Raw genomic sequence first — 15,741 nt, forward strand, 5'->3', positions numbered from 1 at the left:
CTTGCAATAGCACTTGGATACAAAGCTGTTGAAATGGGATACAAGGTAAGTTTCACAACGATGGACAGGCTAATGTATCATTTAAAAACACAGGATATATCAAGGAAAAGCAAAAGTAAAATAAATAGGATATACTCTTCAGACCTTGTCATAATTGATGAAATTGGATATTTACCGATTTCACATGAAGAAGCAAATATGTTTTTTCAATTAATATCAAATCTACATGAACAAACGTCAATAATTATCACATCTAATAAAGGGTTTGAAGAGTGGAGTGAGCTTTTGCAGGATGTAGCATTAACCACAGCTATATTGGACAGGCTAACCTACCGATGTGAGATTTTTAATATGACAGGCAAAAGCTACAGGTTGGAAAACAGGAAGTCGCTATTTAATGATTAGATGGAAAAATTTCGGGATAAAAAATTTCCGAAATTTCTCCAAAAGTACTTGCCGATTACAATAGTCCGGCTTTTGGAATATGCTCTAGCATTTTTTATACAACCTTTATATTAAAAGAGCATAATATTAATAATGCTGGGATATGGAATTAAAATTTTGTTTTTCTTGAAGTGATTTCTTTTATATATTATAATTATTTATAAATAATAATTTTCTAAAGAGGTGTTTTATATGGAGTCTTATAATGAGTTGATAGTGTATTTAGAAAAAGGGGATAAAAAATCTGCAGTTAATTTGCATTAAAGCTATTGGGTTAAGGCAAAATTGATATTCTTAAGCTTTATAAAGATATATTATCTCCAAGTTTAAACAATATGTTTTGCGGTGTAGATGAAAAGAAAGTATACATATGAATGGATCACGTTAGAAGTTCAATTGTAAGAACAATAATAGATTGTATACCCCAGAAGAATAGCAGAAAAGGCTGATAGAATAGTTGAAATTAAGGATGGAAGGGTATATATGGATATATTAAGATAAATTTGTATTTATATATTCAATGCTTTATTATAACATAGTGGGGTGATATGATGAATTTTGATAGATTTAATCCAGTAATATTAGCATTATTTGGAACACTTTTTACTTGGTTTTTAACAGCGTTGGGGTCTGGGATGGTTTTTATATTTAAAGAACTTAATAGAAAAGTATTAGATGGGATGCTTGGATTTGCAGCTGGTGTTATGATTGCAGCAAGCTTTTGGTCTCTTTTAAATCCGTCAATAGAAATGGCTGAGAATATGGGAATTATTTCTTGGGTTCCTGCAGTTGTAGGATTTTTATTGGGTGGTTTCTTTTTAAGAGCAGTGGATATGTTTATGCCACATCTACATATGTTCTCGGATGAAGCAGAGGGTATAAAGACAAGTTTAAAAAGAAGCATACTTCTTGTTCTTGCTATAACGTTACACAATATACCAGAAGGGCTTGCGGTTGGAGTTGCATTTGGTGCTTTAAATAGTGGAGATACATCAGCTAATTTGGCAGGGGCGATTGCCCTTGCAATAGGAATTGGGCTTCAAAACTTTCCAGAGGGGGCAGCAGTTTCGATTCCACTTAGAAGAGAAGGACTATCAAGATTTAAAAGTTTTATGTATGGTCAGATATCAGGAGCAGTAGAGCCAATTGCAGCTGTGATTGGTGCATCTTTAGTTGTTTACATGAAGGGCATATTACCCTATGCTCTATCATTTGCAGCAGGTGCTATGATCTTTGTAGTTGTTGAGGAACTTATTCCAGAATCACAGGCAGGGGAACATACGCATATAGCTACATTAGGGACTATGATAGGATTTGCTGTTATGATGTTATTAGATGTGGCACTAGGATAGAGTGTTATTTTAGAATAAAAGGGCTTTTCCACACATTTTCTTCTCCACCCCAAGCATCATATGTTTCACAAACTTTATGTTCAGGACCAGAAAGTAACCTGTGATAAATAATATTAATTTACTGAATTTTTTTTATTTAAGTATTGACCAAGAATAAATAAGTTTGCTATAATAAAAATGTATTACGAAATGGGTTTCGTAAAATATTAAAAGAGGTGCATAGATTTGACAACTATATACGATATATCTAAAGCAACAGGATTTTCACCTACAACTGTATCAAAAGCATTAAATAATTACCCAGACGTAAGCGAGAAAACTAAACAAATAATTTTAAAAAAGGCCAGTGAAATGGGGTATATTCCTAATTCTCATGCAAGGATTTTAACTACGAAAAAATCATGGACAATAGGAATATTATTTGATGAAAAACTTAATATAGGTATAAAGCATCCATTTTTCAATGCAATTATTGAAAGTTTTAAGAAAAATGTTGAGATGAAAGGTTATGATCTTTTATTTATATCAAAGGATATAGGTAAAAATCCAATTACCTATTTAGATCATTGTAAAATAAGAGGAGTAGACGGAGTTATAATTATAACTTCAGATCCTAAAAATGAACAAATTCAGGAGATCATAAATAGCGATTTCCCTTGTGTATTAGTTGATAATGAAAGCGATGTTGCTAGCAGCGTTTACTCAGATAACCTTCGAGGATGTTATTTAGCTGTTGAATACCTTTATTCTTTAGGACATAGAAAAATAGCACATATATATGGTAGTCAAGAAACTTTTGCAGGTAAGATAAGATATGAAGGATTTATAAATGCCTTGGAAAAGTTGAATCTAGAGAAAATTGATGAATATTTGGTGGATGGTGGATATTTTTCATTTGACGGTGGTTATAGAGCTATGAAAAAAATTTTAGAAATAGATGATAGACCTACAGCAGTTTTTGTATCAGGTGATCTTATGGCCTTTGGAGCAATTAATGCTGCTAAAGAAGAAGGTTTAAGAATTCCTGAAGATATATCTATTATTGGATATGATGATTTAGAAATGTGTAGGTATTTTACACCAAGACTTACTACCATAAGACAAAATACCGAATTAATAGGTGAACAAGCAGCGAATATATTAATAGATGCAATTGATAAAAAAATCGCACGAACTTCTGTTATTGTTCCTGTAGAACTGATAATTAGAGATTCTTGCAAATCCTTAATTTAGTTAATTTTACTCAAATTCGAAACCGGTTTCGATTATATTTAAATAATGATGTCCATAATTTTTAATAAACCTAAGAAGAGGGGGTATATTAAGTGAAAAAATTACTAAGTGCTGTTTTATCAATGATCCTAATAACAACATTATTTGTTGGATGTGGATCAAAAACTAACAAGAATGCAAAGGAATTGGAAATTAATAAGGACAAAGTTTTAAGGGTATGGTCATTTACAGATGAATTAAAGAAACCCTTAGAGTATTTTGAAAAGAAATACGGAATAAAAACAGAACTTACAATTATTCCGACTGAAAATTATGCATCTAAAATACAGCCAGTTTTAGAAAGCGGAGTAGGAGCTCCTGATGTATTTACAGCCGAAATAGCATGGGTAAAGCAATGGATTGACTTGCCATATTGGGAGAATCTATCAGAAGATCCATATAATGCAGATGAGTGGGAAAAGGATTATGTTCCATATGTATTTAATCTTGGAAAGGACAGCAATGGTAATGTAAAGGCATTATCATGGCAGGCAACACCAGGAGGATTCATTTATAAAAGATGGATTGCAAGAAAAGTATGGGGAAACGATGATCCTGCATTTGTTGGAGAAAAGTTATCATCAATGGAAAATTTCTTTAAAGCAGCTGAAGAACTAAAGAAGGCAGGTTATAAGATAGTGCCAGATGAAGGTGCAATTCGTTGGTTTGCTAAGGGTTCAGATCCAAAACCATGGGTAAATGAAAAAAATGAGTTGCAATTAACACAAGCACAGATAGATTTCATGGATTATCAAAAGAAGTTACGTGAAAATGAATATACTGCAATGGCTCCAGAATGGTCACCAGCATGGTTTGCATCAATGCAAGGACCTGTTCCTTTTAATGCTGGTTGGGATAAATTAGATAAAGTAAAATCAGACAAAAAAGTTGAAGTGTTTGGATATGTTATGCCTACTTGGGGATTACATTATGTTATTAAACCAAATGCGAAGGATACAGCAGGCGATTGGGGTTTAACTTCGGGACCATCACCATATTTTTGGGGAGGAACATGGATAGGAGTATATTCAGGATCAGATAATAAAGGTGCAGCATGGGAATTCGTTAAAATGATGACTCATGATGAAGAGTTTTTAAATTGGTGGTATCAAGAAACAGGAGATTTACTTTCATATAAACCTGTTACAGACAAAGTAAAGGATACAGCATCAGATAAATTCTTGAAAGGTCAAAACCATTATCAATTCTTCTTAAAAGAAGCTGAAAAAATCAATCCTAATATAGTTACTAAATACGACCAAGGTATAGACAATATTTGGGGTAATGTAGTATCAGAATATGTAAATGGTAAGAAGACTAAAGAACAAGCGATTAATGAATTTTATAAGCAGGTTAAAAACGCATACCCAGAGATTATAACTCCACTTGATAAGCAATAATAATAAAAAAACACAAGTATAATAGGTGGACAAAAGTTCACCTATTATACTTATATTTTAAAAGGAAAGAGGGTGCACTATGAATTCTAGAAATAAATACGGCTATTTATTTATATCTCCATTTTTTATAGTATTTAGTATATTTGGTATTTATCCTATATTTCTTTCTTTATATATGAGCTTTACAGATTATAAAGGAATTGGCTCGCCCTTTAAAGCAAACTGGGTAGGATTACAACAATATCTAAGATTAGCAAGTGATAAATACTTTTTGCAAGCATTCGTAAATACATGGAAAATATGGGGAGTAAATATTATATTGCAATTATCCTTAGCGTTGATATTAGCTATTCTATTTTCAGATATAAGACTAAAGCTTAAGGGTTTAAGTCTATTCCGTGCGATTTTTTATTTACCTAATTTGATGACAGTTTCTTCTGTTGCATTATTGTTCTTATATATTTTAGATTGGCAACATGGAGCTCTTAATGGCCTTTTACTTAAATATGGATTTATCTCAAAACCTGTTAATTGGCTTGGAGAACCAATTACAGCACAATTATCTGTTTCGCTAATACAGACATGGTTATGGTTTGGACATACATTTATTATTATTTTTGCAGGAATCCAGGGTATTTCAAAAGATTATTTTGAAGCAGCTATGATAGATGGGGCCAATAGATGGCAAACATTTTTTAAAGTAACACTGCCATTGCTAAAACCAATTATGATTTATGTAGTTATTACATCTTTAATCGGTGGATTACAATTATTTGAAATACCATTTTTAATATCACAAAATGGTCTTGGAGGACCAGAGGGTTCCTTAGTTACGATGGTATTATACTTGTATAATCAAGCATTTAAGTATCATAATTTTGGCTATGCATCAGCAGTAGCTTATGGTTTGTTTTTAATAATATTGATATTTTCTATGATCGTTTTCAAAGGCATGTTTAAGGAAGAGGTTTAAGGGGGTGTGATTTTTGGATAAAAGAAACATTATTAAATGGCTTATATATGCTGCGTTAACTTTGCTGGCAGCCGCTTGCTTGTTACCCTTTGCTATGATGATAATAAATTCTACACGTTCTAATACTGAAATAGTAAGAGGCTTTACGCTAATTCCAGGAAAGAGCTTGATAGAAAACTATAAAAATATGATGTATCATATGGATGTTAGCGACGGAATATTTAAAGGAATTTGGCTTGGTTATAAGAATAGCTTTATTATTGCTTCATCTGTAACGATATTAAGTGCATATTTTTCAGCTTTAACAGCCTATGGATTTTACGCATATGAATTTAAAGGGAAAAAACTATTATTTATAATTATTTTAATAATGATGATGATACCAAGTCAATTAAGCTTACTAGGCTTTTTCGAGCTAAATAAAGCTTTAAAAACATTAGATAGCTATATACCACTAATAGTTCCCTCAATAGCGACGCCCTTTACTGTGTTTTTTATGCGTCAATATTTAATCTCATCAATGCATCCTGCGGTAATCGAAGCGGCCAGAATAGATGGTGCAGGTGAATTATCAATTTTCCATAAAATTATTTTACCAATGATGCTGCCAGCGATTGCAACAATGTCAATATTTACTTTTATTGGAGCGTGGAATAGTTATATAGTCCCATTAGTTGTAATATTTTCACCTGAAAAATATCCGTTGCCTGTTTTGATGGGATATCTTAAGGGAGGAAAAGTTGCTGAAAATTTAGGTTCAATGTATTTGGCAATTTCTATGTCAGTTGCGCCTATTATTATAGCATTTATGTTCTTATCTAAATATATTATTAGCAGCATTTCGGCAGGATCAGTAAAAGAATAAAGATTATGACTGGGAGCGTTAAGGGAGGATAAATATGAGTAAGTTTTACTTTGATGAAAAAAATAGATTTGTTATAGAAAATTTTAATGCATCAAAGCCTTTTGCAAGTTTCTTACCTGGAATAGCAGGTAAGAAGGGAATTCCAATGTGGATATTTTACGTCAATAGAGGTCAATGTATATCATCCTTTGGAATAAAAAACAAAGATAATCCAATAATGGAGTTTTTCCCAGCATATAAATGTTATCAAAATGTTCAAAGCGTAGGATTTAGGACATTTATAAAGTTTACAGATGAACAAAATATATATGAACCTTTCTTATATCCAAGAAATAATAAAGTTAATCAAAAAATGTATATAGGAATGAATGAGCTTGAAATAGAAGAAGTAAACACAGAAAATGGATTGCAAATAAATGTTCTTTATTTTATGCTTCCACAAGAAAAGATAGCTGCTCTAGTTAGGAAAGTAACAATTAAAAATATTTCAAACAACAAAAAAAGTCTTGAAATCTTGGACGGGATGCCAGTAGTGCTTCCATATGGGATAAGCGATGGTGGATTAAAACAAGTTGGCAATACCCTTAAAGCATGGATGGAAGTATATAATCATGAAGGCGGAATCCCAATTTTTAGAATGAGATCGTCATCAGAAGATAGTGTTAATGTTACAGAGTTTAAAGAAGGTAATTTTTACTTGTCATTTAAAAATGTAAAAGGTAAAAAGGATTTAATAAATCCAATTGTTGATATTGACCTTGTTTTTGGAATGAATACATCCCTTAGCTATCCAGATGTATTTTATAATTTCCCTTTAAGTGAAATTTTAGATAGAAAGCAAATTACTTCAAACAAAATACCATGTAGTTTTTCAGCAGTAAGTTTGGATGTTAATGCAGGGGAAGCTTTGGATATATATACTATTATCGGCCATGCACCGGAGATTTCTGTTTTAGAAAGCTATAAAGAAATATTTATGGATGAAAATTATATTAATAATAAATATTTAGAAGGTAAAAAAATTGTAGAGAGATTAACAGATGATATATATACAAAAACATCATCGAAGCTATTTGATGAATATTGTAGACAAAGTTACCTAGACAACATTCTAAGGGGTGGATATCCTTTAATATTAAAAAATGGTGACAAGCCACTTGTTTATTATATGTATTCAAGAAAACATGGCGACTTAGAAAGAGATTATAATTACTTTTCACTTGAACCAGAATATTATTCAAGCGGAAATGGAAATTACAGAGATATAAATCAAAATAGAAGAAATGATGTTTTCTTTAATCCAGAAGTAAAAAGTTATAACATAAAAATTTTCATGAATTTAATTCAATCAGATGGTTATAATCCACTAGTTATTAATGGGGTTAAATATAGAATTAAAGCTAACAGTTTAGACTTTATCGACGAACTAGCTGAAGATACAGACAAGTTAAAGGAGATTTTATCAAATCCATTTACACCAGGTAGGCTGATTACATTTATAGAACAAAGAAATATAAAACTTAAGGTTTCACAAGAGGAATTCTTAACAAAGATTATGGAAAATGCGGAAGAAGAAATTGATGCAGTTCATGGTGAAGGATTTTGGACGGATCATTGGACATATAACTTAGACTTGATTGAGAATTATTTAGAGGTTTATCCAGATAAAAAGAGGGATTTGCTATTTAATGAATATGATTATACTTATTTTGATAATAGTAAAGTTGTCTTACCAAGGGAGAAAAGATATGTATTGTCTAACGGTAAAGTAAGACAATATAATTCAATAGTAGAAGATAAGGACAAAAAGAAACTTATAGAATCAAGAAAAACTTATAAAAATATAATGAGAGCTAACAAAGGCGTAGGAGAGATATATACAACTAATTTAATTGTGAAGCTATTAAATCTTGCAGCAGTAAAATTTGCTACTATTGATCCTGCTGGAATGGGAATTGAGATGGAGGCAGGAAAACCAGGATGGTATGATGCATTAAATGGTCTTCCTGGACTCTTTGGTTCTTCAGTTGCAGAGGCCTTTGAATTGGTTAGACTTTTCAATTTTATATTAGATGTTTTAAAGGAATATCCAGATGAAGAAATTAAAATTCCGATTGAAGTTATGCAGCTAATTGAAAACGAAGTTAAGTATGTTCAAAGATATAACGAATCAAATATGGATAATAAAGATTATGATTTTTGGTCAATTATGTCTGATTTACGTGAGAAATATAGGGAAGATGTAAAATTTGGGTTTCAAGGCAAAGAAGTATCTGTAAGATCAGCGGAATTGATAGATAAGATCAAAGAACTTAAAGATAAATTACAGTTGGGCTTAGATAAAGCTATTATAAATAACGATGGTTTAATGCCTACGTATTTTTATTATGATGTAGAAGAATACGAGATCATTAAAGGCATTGACAAAGATGTAGACGATGAAAATCAAGAAAAGTATATTAGAGCATTAAAATTTAAACAAAATAAAATGCCATTATTTTTGGAAGGGATAGTTAGAGGGTTTAAAATTTACAATGATAAAGACTTCTTAAGAGATGTATATAAAAGAGTAAAAAACAGTGACTTATTTGATAAAAAATTAAAGATGTATAAAGTTAATGCCTCTTTAAATAAGGAAACTATAGAAATAGGCAGGGCAAGAGCATTTACTCCTGGATGGCTAGAAAATGAATCAATTTGGCTTCATATGGAATATAAATATATGCTTGAGCTATTAAAAAGTGGTCTTTATAAGGAATACTATGATGACTTTAAAAACGTATTGATACCCTTCATGGATGCAAGTGTATATGGCAGAAGCCCACTTGAAAATTCATCCTTTATCGCAAGTAGTGCTAATGTCGACGAGTCAATTCATGGAACGGGATTTGTTGCAAGATTAAGTGGTGCAACTGCAGAATTTTTGAGTATGTGGAGGTTAATGTTTGTAGGTAAAAAACCATTTAAAATTATAAACGGCAAACTCACTTTGAGCTTTAATCCTGTGTTACCAGAATGGTTATTCGATGAAGAGAATAAAGTTAGCTTTAATTTTTTAGGCAGATGCAGGGTAACATATTATAATCCATCTAGAAAAAATACTTATGAAATGGACATTACTAAGCAAAAAATAATAATCTATTTACCTAGTGGAAATACTATTGAATTTTTAGATAATTTTATAGAAGAAGAATATGCAACATTGATTAGAGAAGGAAAAATAAACAGAATAGATATTTACTTAAAATAACACTCATAGGTGGGATTTAAATGAGAAGTAAACTTAAAGTTTATTTAACAGCAAAAGATACTGAAGATAGATTAGCATTGAAAGAAAATAAAGCTTTAAACTTCGGTGAAAAAGTTGATAAAGCAATTGAAGTATTTGAGGATGAAACTTATCAGACAATCGAAGGATTTGGTGGTGCCTTTACTGAAGCGGCTGCATATAATTTTTATAAACTAGGAGAAGAAAACAAAAATAAGATTTTAAAGGCTTATTTTGATAAGCATGAAGGAAATGGATATAATCTCTGTAGAACCCACATAAATAGCTGCGATTTTTCATTGGGAAATTATGACTATGTAGAAGAATACGATGTTGAACTTAAAAGTTTTAATATTGCCAGAGAAAAAAAGTATGTTATTCCATTTATTAAAAAGGCAATGGCTTTTTCTAATGATATTAAACTTTTTGCTTCTCCATGGAGTCCCCCTGCATGGATGAAAACAAATGGGGAAATGAATAATGGCGGTAAACTAAAGGAAGAATTTAAGAACGTATGGGCATTATATTATGCAAAATACATTAAAGCAATGAAGGAAGAAGGAATAGATATATGGGGCATTACAGTTCAAAATGAGCCAGAGGCTACACAGGTATGGGATTCGTGTAGATATACCGCAGAGGAAGAAAGGGATTTTGTAAAATATCATTTAGGACCTACGTTGTATAAAGAGGGTTTAAAACATATAAATATTATTGTTTGGGATCATAATAGAGATTTATTGTATGAAAGAGCAAAGGTTATTTTATCTGATAAAGAGGCTTCAAAATATGTTTGGGGTGTAGGATTTCACTGGTATTCAGGGGACCAATTTGAAAACCTTAAAAAGACCCATGAAGAGTTTCCGGACAAGAAGTTGCTCTTCACTGAGGGATGCCAAGAGGGTGGAGTAAAACTTGGTGATTGGAACGTAGGAGAAAGATATGGACACAATATAATCGGCGATTTAAACAATTATACTGTTGGTTGGGTTGATTGGAATTTACTCCTAGATACTCAAGGAGGGCCTAACCATGTTGGCAATTACTGTGATGCTCCAATAATTGTTGATGTAGAAAAAGATGAAATATATTTTCAAAGCTCTTATTATTATATAGGCCATTTTAGTAGATTTATAAAAAGAGGAGCTAAAAGAATAGGTTTTATAAACCCATATGATTCCTTAGAAGTTACAACATTTAAAAATCCAGATGGAACAATTGTAACAGTTGTAATGAATAAATCAGATGAAGATATTGATTTTAGATTTAAGGTAGGGAAGGGAATAACTGAACTGAAAAGTCTAAGGCACTCTATAATGACACTATTAGTAAATTAAAAAAGGTGGTATTGGATATGCAAAAATACAATTTTCCTAAAGACTTTATATGGGGAGTTGCAACTTCAGCTTATCAGATCGAAGGTGCTTATAACGCAGATGGTAAGGGAGAAAATATATGGGATAGATTTACTTCTATCCCTGGTAAAATATTTAAAAATCAAAATGGTAACGTAGCATGTGATCATTATAATCTTTATGAAAGGGACATTGAGATATTAGAAGAACTTGGTATAAAAAATTACAGGCTATCCATATCATGGGCAAGAATATTTCCTAAAGGATATGGAGAAGTAAATCAACAAGGGCTTGATTTTTATAAAAAGTTAATTAACAAATTAATAGAAAAAGGTATTCAGCCAGCGGTAACTTTATATCATTGGGATTTACCTCAACATCTTCAAGATATAGGTGGATGGGCAAACAAAAAGGTAGTGGACTATTTTGTTGAATATGCAGAACTGATGTTTAAGGAATTTGGCAATATTGTTCCAATATGGATTACCCATAATGAACCATGGGTTGTATCAATATTAGGCCATGCTTGGGGCGTTCACGCTCCTGGAATTAAGGATTATAAAACTGCATTGCAGGTTGCCCATAATATACTTTTATCCCATGGGAAAGCAGTAAGGCTATATAGAAATATGAGTCTAAAGGGAAGAATTGGTATAACATTAAATCTATCAAGCACATATCCAGAAACCGATGACCAAAAAGATATATTAGCGGCAAAAGTATATGATGGATTTATGAATAGATGGTTCTTAGATGCTGTATTAAAGGGAAGTTACCCTGAAGATATGCTAAAATTATACAGTGAACAAAGGATTCTTCCAGAGTTTTTAGAAGATGACATGAAGATCATAAGTGAAAAAATAGACTTTTTAGGAATAAATTATTATACAAGAAGTGTTTTAAGATATGATGAGAATGCTTATCCTCTTAAAGTGACAATGGTGGATCTTGATAACCCTAAAACTGACATGGGTTGGGAAATTTATCCTGAGGGTTTATTTGACTTGCTTATTAATATCCACAAGAATTATGGAGGGGTTGATATTTTAATCACAGAAAATGGAGCAGCCTTTAACGATATAGTAAATTATAAAGGGAAAGTTGTAGATGATTATAGGATCGATTATTTGTATAGACACTTAACACAAGCCCATAGAGCAATATTAGATGGAGTTAATTTAAAGGGCTACTTTTTATGGTCGTTTTTAGATAACTTTGAATGGGCTGAAGGATACTCAAAAAGATTTGGTATTGTATTTATAGATTATAAAACTCAAAAGAGGATAATCAAAGATAGTGCTTATTGGTATAGTAATGTTGTTAAAAATAATGGTATATTAGATTAAGATGGGGTCCCCCCCATCTTTTTATTTGCCTCTTATTTTAGATATAAATGAAGAGGACAAGGATAAAATAATATGTTAAAATAATATATTGGTTGCTAGAAGGAAGGATTAATTAAGATCTCGATAATTTATAGAGGAGGACCGCTCATGAAAATTTCAAAAAAAGATGCGCTAATGTGGTTTGAATTTTTTTCACAACTTCCTGAAGATGAAGAGCTCAGTCCTAAACAGGAGGAGATCGTTTACGCTACTTTAGCGCAAATTGAAGCAGCAGTTGAATATAGAAATGCCCTTTTAATGTCGGAAATCAAAAATTTAAAAACATTAGATAATAGAACCTACTTTGTAGGAAATGAAAATAAGTTTCCTAAAGGGTGTCGTTCTTGTTTACTTGGCACTGGTTTAGGTGCAATTAGAAAAACAAATAAATGCAACTTAAATTGTAAATTCTGTTATAATTATGGACAAATAGAATATATGCCTCCAATCGGAGAAGGATTGTGGGAAATTGGAGGAACTAAATTTTATGAAAGAGATATTGATTTACTTTTGTCAATCCAAAGTAAACCTACTGGTGTTGCTTATGTTTATTTAGAACCATTCATAGAAATTGAAAAATATTATCCGATTATAAAAAAATTTAGAAAGGCTAATATTCATCAACATCTTTACACAAATGGAACATTAGCGACAGAAGAGACTTTAAGAGCATTAGGTGAAGCTGGTCTTAACGAGATACGTTTTAATTTAGGTGCTTCTAATTGTTCAGATAAAGTCATTGAAAATATTGGAATAGCTAAAGAATATATTGAAAGCGTGGGAATCGAAACACCAATGACCCCGGAATTTTATGAAACCTTTTTAAAGAAAAAGAAGGCGATATTAGATACAAAACTTGATTTTATCAACTGTGCAGAGTTGCATTTAAACGAAAATAATATATACAATTATTATGGTGAAAACATGTATATTTATAGGGGTGGATATATTTCGCCAATTTGGAGCAGGGAATTGACTTTGAAACTTATGAAAATAGCTGATGAGGAAAACTGGGATTTAGTAGTTCATGACTGTTCAAACTATACGAAATTTGCTAGGGGGTTAAATTTAGGGAGCAAAGAAGGTAAATGGTTTGGAGCTAGCAATTACGCAAGTGAATTTTCAAGGATTCCATATGAAGTATTTTTACCGATCTTAAAAGATGATAATTTTAAATTTTTAATTGAAGAAGAATTACCTCATGGTTATAAAATTGGCGAGCTGTTTATTTAAAATATTTTAATAGCAGGGCGGGCAGTATATTCAACTGTCTGCCCTTTCTGATTATATGGATTTAAGGATATAATATAAAACGCATAAAGAAAAGTTAAAATTTTTTGAGCACAATATTATACAACGGAAAATATAAACAAATATGGTATAATATAAATATATAAAGGGGGCGGTAACATGAGAACTAAGACTTTTACCTTTTGTGATGGAGAAAATATAGAGATTTTTACCTACAAATGGATGCCAGATGAAGGAAAAGAAATTAAAGGCATTATTCAGATAGCACATGGAATGGCTGAAACTGCCGCACGATATGAGAGATTTGCGGAATTTTTTACAAATGAAGGATTTATAGTTTATGCAAATGATCATAGGGGACACGGCAAGACTGCAAAGTGCCTTGAGAATGTAGGCTATATAGGACAAAATGGATTTTATTGGATGATTGAAGATATGAAACAGCTTAATGATATTATTAAAAAAGAAAATCCAAATCTTCCTGTTTACCTTTTAGGACATAGTATGGGTTCATTACTCGCACAAGGATATATCACAAAGTATGGTGACAGCTTAGGAGGAGTAATATTGTCTGGAACGGCAGGAAAGCAAGGTCTATTATTAGACATTGGAAGATTTATTGCTTATATTGAAATGAAAATAAAAGGTGAAAGATGGCAGAGCAAATTGCTTAATAAATTATCCTTTGGAAACTATAATAAATCCTTTAAACCAACAAAAACTGAGTTTGATTGGTTGAGCAGGGATGAAAAGGAAGTAGAGAAATATATAAACGATCCCTTCTGTGGGACAATTTTTACGTCTAGTTTTTACTATGATTTTTTAAGGGGATTTAGAAGTATACATCAAAAAAAGAATATGGCTCAAATTCCAAAAGATTTACCAATTTATATTTTTTCTGGTGATCAAGATCCAGTTGGTAATAAATGCAAGACTATTAAATGGCTAATTGAAACATATAAAAGATTAGGAATAAAGGATGTTCAATATAAATTTTATAAGGATGGAAGACATGAGATGTTAAATGAAATTAATCGTGATGAAGTAATGAAGGATTTATTGCTGTGGATTAAGTCTCATTGACTAAAAATAGTATTATTTTGGAGGTATTTATATGCTAAAAAGATTTTTTACAGTTGGCGCTATTTTGATATGTTTTTTTTATACCAGTTTAAAAGCTTTTTCTGCTGATATATTATGGAGACTTATGCATAATGATCAATATGCATTGGTGATTGCTCAAGTATCTGAGCAAAGTGATAATAAAATTGTATTTCAAGTTAAACAGATAATAAGTGGCAAAACTGTTCCTAAGCAAATAACAATAAATGGCAATATTAAATATACTTTTCTTTATATACGACCAAATTTGTATGATTACTGTGTAATATCATTAGATAAAAAATCAAATAAATACACTGTTAAGAATGGAATTTTTAAAGCAGACACAGATGATTATAAAAAATTAAAATTCATAAAAGATGGATTGGATAGTGGAATAAAAGGTGACTTGACGGCATTTGAATACTATATTAACAGTAAGGGAAAATATAATAATTTTGTTTTTGACAGAGGCACAGTTTATTTATGCCTTAACGATCAAAAAAAGATTCAAATATATCCTGAACAAATAGATAAAATTTCTACTGGTTCTAATGAAATTAAAATAAAGGAATTAGAAGAGAAAATATCATCATTGGAGATTGAATTGAATTTTTTAAGGGGAAAAGTAGATGAACAAAAAAAGTATATAAAAATGTTAATGCAAAAATCATATTCAAGCAAGGAATTACTAGAAATTGCAAAAAATGAATGGAAATACAGATTAACTATAAATGGCAAAGATGTTCCTAAAAATGAAGTAGTTGAAGTTAATACATCTAATTTAGAAATAGTTTTAAGTGAAACTCAAAGTGCTTATCCGATGTTACCTATTGAAATATACAATAAAGGGGCACTGAAAAATTACCAGGAACATATTAAAATAATGGCTCCAAAGTCTATAAAATATGATATTAATGCTGCTTCAGGAACGATTGTTGACTCTATTCAATATCAATTTAAGAATTTAAAGAAAGGGACTAAAGTACAGATAAAAATAACAGATGAGTTAAAACAGAGGTTAAATTTAAAAAGTAACATGATTGTTATCAATGTCAATTAAAATAAACATCTA

At 31.0% G+C, this 15,741-nt stretch carries 12 protein-coding genes; all 12 read left to right on the forward strand.

Features of this window, described 5'->3' with window-relative positions; all coding sequences use genetic code 11:
- A partial coding sequence (locus tag CAAU_RS09745; RefSeq protein ID WP_040306475.1) for an ATP-binding protein occupies positions 1-405 on the forward strand: 405 nt, incomplete at its 5' end.
- Between the two features lie 587 nt (positions 406-992).
- Positions 993-1,796: a ZIP family metal transporter gene (locus tag CAAU_RS09750; RefSeq protein ID WP_040306476.1), complete on the forward strand. Its 804-nt coding sequence runs from the start codon at positions 993-995 to the stop codon at positions 1,794-1,796.
- 225 nt (positions 1,797-2,021) lie between these two features.
- On the forward strand, positions 2,022-3,029 hold the full coding sequence (locus CAAU_RS09755; protein ID WP_008909273.1) for a LacI family DNA-binding transcriptional regulator: 1,008 nt from the start codon (positions 2,022-2,024) through the stop codon (positions 3,027-3,029).
- A gap of 92 nt (positions 3,030-3,121) precedes the next feature.
- A complete protein-coding gene (locus CAAU_RS09760; RefSeq protein ID WP_008909274.1) occupies positions 3,122-4,468 on the forward strand; it encodes an ABC transporter substrate-binding protein in 1,347 nt (448 codons plus the stop codon).
- 79 nt (positions 4,469-4,547) lie between these two features.
- The gene (locus tag CAAU_RS09765) at positions 4,548-5,441 is read left to right on the forward strand and encodes a carbohydrate ABC transporter permease (protein WP_008909275.1); all 894 of its coding nucleotides are present in this window, start codon (positions 4,548-4,550) and stop codon (positions 5,439-5,441) included.
- 13 nt (positions 5,442-5,454) lie between these two features.
- Positions 5,455-6,306, forward strand: a complete 852-nt coding sequence (locus CAAU_RS09770; protein ID WP_008909276.1) for a carbohydrate ABC transporter permease — start codon at positions 5,455-5,457, stop codon at positions 6,304-6,306.
- 34 nt (positions 6,307-6,340) lie between these two features.
- Entirely contained in the window at positions 6,341-9,556 is a 3,216-nt protein-coding gene (locus CAAU_RS09775; RefSeq protein WP_008909277.1) for a hypothetical protein, read from the forward strand.
- A 20-nt stretch (positions 9,557-9,576) separates the two neighbouring features.
- Entirely contained in the window at positions 9,577-10,911 is a 1,335-nt protein-coding gene (locus tag CAAU_RS09780; RefSeq protein ID WP_008909278.1) for a glycoside hydrolase family 30 protein, read from the forward strand.
- A 17-nt stretch (positions 10,912-10,928) separates the two neighbouring features.
- Complete coding sequence (locus CAAU_RS09785) at positions 10,929-12,275, forward strand: GH1 family beta-glucosidase (RefSeq protein ID WP_008909279.1); 1,347 nt, start codon at positions 10,929-10,931, stop codon at positions 12,273-12,275.
- 147 nt (positions 12,276-12,422) lie between these two features.
- The gene (locus tag CAAU_RS09790; protein ID WP_008909280.1) at positions 12,423-13,547 is read left to right on the forward strand and encodes a radical SAM protein; all 1,125 of its coding nucleotides are present in this window, start codon (positions 12,423-12,425) and stop codon (positions 13,545-13,547) included.
- Between the two features lie 177 nt (positions 13,548-13,724).
- Positions 13,725-14,648, forward strand: a complete 924-nt coding sequence (locus tag CAAU_RS09795) for an alpha/beta hydrolase (RefSeq protein WP_008909281.1) — start codon at positions 13,725-13,727, stop codon at positions 14,646-14,648.
- A gap of 31 nt (positions 14,649-14,679) precedes the next feature.
- Complete coding sequence (locus tag CAAU_RS09800; protein WP_008909282.1) at positions 14,680-15,729, forward strand: hypothetical protein; 1,050 nt, start codon at positions 14,680-14,682, stop codon at positions 15,727-15,729.
- The last annotated feature ends 12 nt before the right edge of the window (positions 15,730-15,741 follow it).

This window comes from Caloramator australicus RC3, assembly GCF_000297115.1.
Classification (GTDB): Bacteria; Bacillota; Clostridia; order Clostridiales; family Caloramatoraceae; genus Caloramator; species Caloramator australicus.

Coding starts and splice junctions, on each gene's coding strand:
- CAAU_RS09750 (WP_040306476.1), top strand. CDS start 993: ATGATGAATTTTGATAGATTTAATCCAGTAATATTAGCATTATTTGGA.
- CAAU_RS09765 (WP_008909275.1), top strand. CDS start 4,548: ATGAATTCTAGAAATAAATACGGCTATTTATTTATATCTCCATTTTTT.
- CAAU_RS09775 (WP_008909277.1), top strand. CDS start 6,341: ATGAGTAAGTTTTACTTTGATGAAAAAAATAGATTTGTTATAGAAAAT.
- CAAU_RS09780 (WP_008909278.1), top strand. CDS start 9,577: ATGAGAAGTAAACTTAAAGTTTATTTAACAGCAAAAGATACTGAAGAT.
- CAAU_RS09785 (WP_008909279.1), top strand. CDS start 10,929: ATGCAAAAATACAATTTTCCTAAAGACTTTATATGGGGAGTTGCAACT.
- CAAU_RS09790 (WP_008909280.1), top strand. CDS start 12,423: ATGAAAATTTCAAAAAAAGATGCGCTAATGTGGTTTGAATTTTTTTCA.
- CAAU_RS09795 (WP_008909281.1), top strand. CDS start 13,725: ATGAGAACTAAGACTTTTACCTTTTGTGATGGAGAAAATATAGAGATT.
- CAAU_RS09800 (WP_008909282.1), top strand. CDS start 14,680: ATGCTAAAAAGATTTTTTACAGTTGGCGCTATTTTGATATGTTTTTTT.